This window comes from Hydrogenivirga sp. 128-5-R1-1, from assembly GCF_000171895.1.
Map to the genome: position 1 here is coordinate 1 of NZ_ABHJ01000071.1, position 3,448 is coordinate 3,448.

Genomic DNA, 3,448 nt, shown 5'->3' on the forward strand with positions numbered 1-3,448 from the left:
TGGCGTTTATATAAGGAATGTTATTTATAATTTTAATATTTGCAAAGTCTATATTATAGTTGTTTCTAAGATAAGTGATTTTCCCATAGATAATATTTATTTCCCCGTTAAATATAGGGTTTGCTGCATTCCCGCTAAGATTTCCTTTTATTTCTGCGTAGGCTTTTCCCCAGTTTCCATATATATAAACAGGAAGGTATGAATTTATATTTATATCTAAATTTATCTGCTTTAGGTTTTCATTTTTTGGTGATGTGGAACTTTTTTTCAGCATACTTTCTGTAGAAAGATTTATTTGTCCTGAAACAGAAATATTTCCTTTAACTGTTTTTGATTTACCATATCTTAGATATAAATTTGAATTTATATTACCTATAAAAATATTTGAATATTTTACGGGGAATAAGGATGTTGTTATTAAAGTGTTAATTTCAATTGGTTTAGTACCAATATTAATGTTTCCATCTATTTTTATCAAGTTTTCACCATAGGTTATAAATGAGTTTTTCCCTTCTATGGATATTTGCAGTTGTTTAGATTTATAAATGCCTAAAAGGTTTTTAATTTTTACATATCCTAAAATATAATTACTTTTAATTTTTAAATTATTTGAATAAAGTTTTAGATATGCTTTTTCTAAAAAGTTTTTCACATTTCCATTAAATGAAAATTCATATCCTATATTTCCATATATTGATAGAAGCTGAACTATTTGAGATATTGCCTGTTTGTTTACTTTTCCTTTAGATTTAACTATTAAATAATTTTCCCTGAATTTGTATTTAAATAGAGATGTTTCTCCTTCTAAAACACCTGTAAAGGATGTTGGATAAAGGCTGAATGTGTTTTTATCTATTTTTGCCAGGATACCCCTTGAGTTTAAAAGATTTATACGACTTAAGTTTACATTCAGGTTATCTATATAAAGATAACTATCAAACTGTCCATCTTTTGTTATATAAATATCATATTTCACATTTTTCAAGATAGATATTAATTTTTTTTCAAAATTGAAAGGTATTTCTTTTGATAGTAATGTAAGATGATAGTTTGAATTTTCCTTAAATTTGATACTAATCTTAGAAGACGAAATTTTATTTTTATCAGTTAATAATTTGTAGTTTAAATTTCCTGAAAAATTGTTTATATTTCCTTCTATTACTATATTGGCTAAATATTTGTATTTATTTTTCCTTAAACTTATATCAGTGTTTGCCTTGATTGATTTACTCTTTAAATTTAGATTTAAAAGACCTTTAAATTTAAATAAATCTAAATTTTTTGAACCTCTTGCTTTTACAGACAGAAAAAATTTTTTGTCCAGGAGTTTCCCTTTGCCTTTTATATAGGCAATATGAAAATTCTTATACAAGAAGTCTTTTTTATTGAAAGATATATCTAAACTGTTTAATCCTGAAGAAATATAACCTTTTACATTTGACTTGAAATAGCTATCTAAAGGAATTAATAGAGTTTTTGTATCTGAAATATTTAAATTTACAAAATAACAACCATTTGTATAAACTACTCTAATTTTTCCTGTGATTTCTTTAGGTTTTAAAGTTTTAAAAATGTTTGGCTGAAGTTTTAATAAATAATAATAGACTACATCTCCATTAAGCTTTTTTGTATCAGCATTAATGTCTATAAAAAATGGATTTAAAGCTATTTTAATAGCAGAGTTAATATTTTTGGAGTCAGCGTTTATATCAAACGTATAGTTTTTAAAAGTTAAATTATATCTTATAGGTGTTGTAATTTTTATTTCATCATAGAAAAAGTAGTTTGCGGTGCCGTCTGTGATTATTTGAGGATTTTTTAGACTTCCATAAATGTTTCCTTTTCCTGTAAATACAGAAAGTATTTTTTGATTTCTTGTAAATACCAAATTTGCAATATTAATATTTTTATATTCAAAATCTCCGTTAATAATATCTTTTTTAGAGTCTGCAAAAATGTTTAAAAAAGAATTTTTATTTAAAAGATTAATTTTATAATTACCTGAGAAGTTGCTTAGATTGTAGTTTATATTTACCAGACCATTTTTAAAATCTATACCAAATAGATTAACATTGCTTAAAACTACGTTTGAAGTGATAATTTTTGTAGGAATTTCAAAATTTAATTTCAGTGATAACTTTGAATCTAATTCATTTAGTTTAGGTGGTAAATTTTTTGTCCATGATAAAACTTTAGATAAATTAAAAACAGAGGTTTCTATAAATACATTATCATTTTCTTTAAAAGAAAACCTGCCTTTTATATTATTTATATCAAAATCACCATTTATATTTAGTTTAGGGAATTTTTTAGTAATAAAATTGAAATTTAAATCATTTACAGTGATATATTTATCTTCAAATTTTTTAATTTTTAATTTATTTTTAGAATAAAAGTTAAAATCTGGAATATTAATTTTAAAACTTGAAAGAAGACTTAGGTTGTCGGCTGTATGTTTATTAAACTCAGCTTTATTTATATTTAGCTTTAAAATCCCTTCTGCATTTTTATAATATTTCCCATTTATGTTTCCATTTATCTCAAATCCTTTTATATTTTTATCTAATATTTCTATACTTTTAAGGGAGTAGTCTACATTGTAGCTTGTTCTTTTTGTAGGTGTTATCTCTATGTCAAAAAATGTTTCAAAGCCTGACAGCTTAATATTTTTTATTTTATAGCTTTTTGTAAATGTATGACCTGATAAAGTTATTTGACCGTCTATCCTATAAGACCCTGTAAAAACAAACTCTGTGTTATATCCTGTAAATTGAAGGGAGTATATATTTAAAGAACTGGTAAGAGGGTCTAACTCTCCATAAAAGTTTGTGATTTCTGTTTCTTTGTTATCTATAATTAACTTAAAAGGTTTTAATGTGTAAAACTGGTTGTTTATATTTTCTAATGACAGTCCTTTTACAGCAAAAAATTTGCCGTTTTTAATTGTTATGTCCAGATTATTGAGTTTTATTTCAGACCTTCCAAGTAAAAAGTAAGAGTATCTAAGGATTTTTTTTATGTTATTAATGTTAAATTTTTCATGTTTTTTACTTTTTTTTCTTTTGGATATTTGAATTTTAACGTAATCTACATTTAGAAATATGAACTTATCACCTGTAAAAAATTTTTTTGCATAAATTTCTAAAGAAAGTTTTTTAATATTTGCCTTTAAGTTTTTTGATTTTATATTTATGTATTCACATTCAAGTTTTTTATCTTTGTATTGACAGTTTTCTTCTATTTTTATGTTAAATGCTTCAAGTATCTGCTTATAATTTTTCAGAATGAAAAAACCTGTTAGAAAAATAGTTAATAAAGTTAAAAAAACTATAAATAAAGATAAAATATACTTGTTGATAACTTTTTTCATAATGATAAAATTATACCAGCTTTAGTATAATGGAGGGTTTAAAATGGATGCTAAAGAAGTTCATGAAAGATTGAGAAA

The 3,448-nt window shown here is 23.6% G+C and carries 1 protein-coding gene; it reads right to left on the reverse strand.

Going from position 1 to position 3,448, the window contains the following annotated elements:
- On the reverse strand, window positions 1–3,370 hold a 3,370-nt coding region (locus tag HG1285_RS05285; RefSeq protein WP_008288432.1), incomplete at its 3' end, for a hypothetical protein.
- Between the last annotated feature and the right edge of the window lie 78 nt (window positions 3,371–3,448).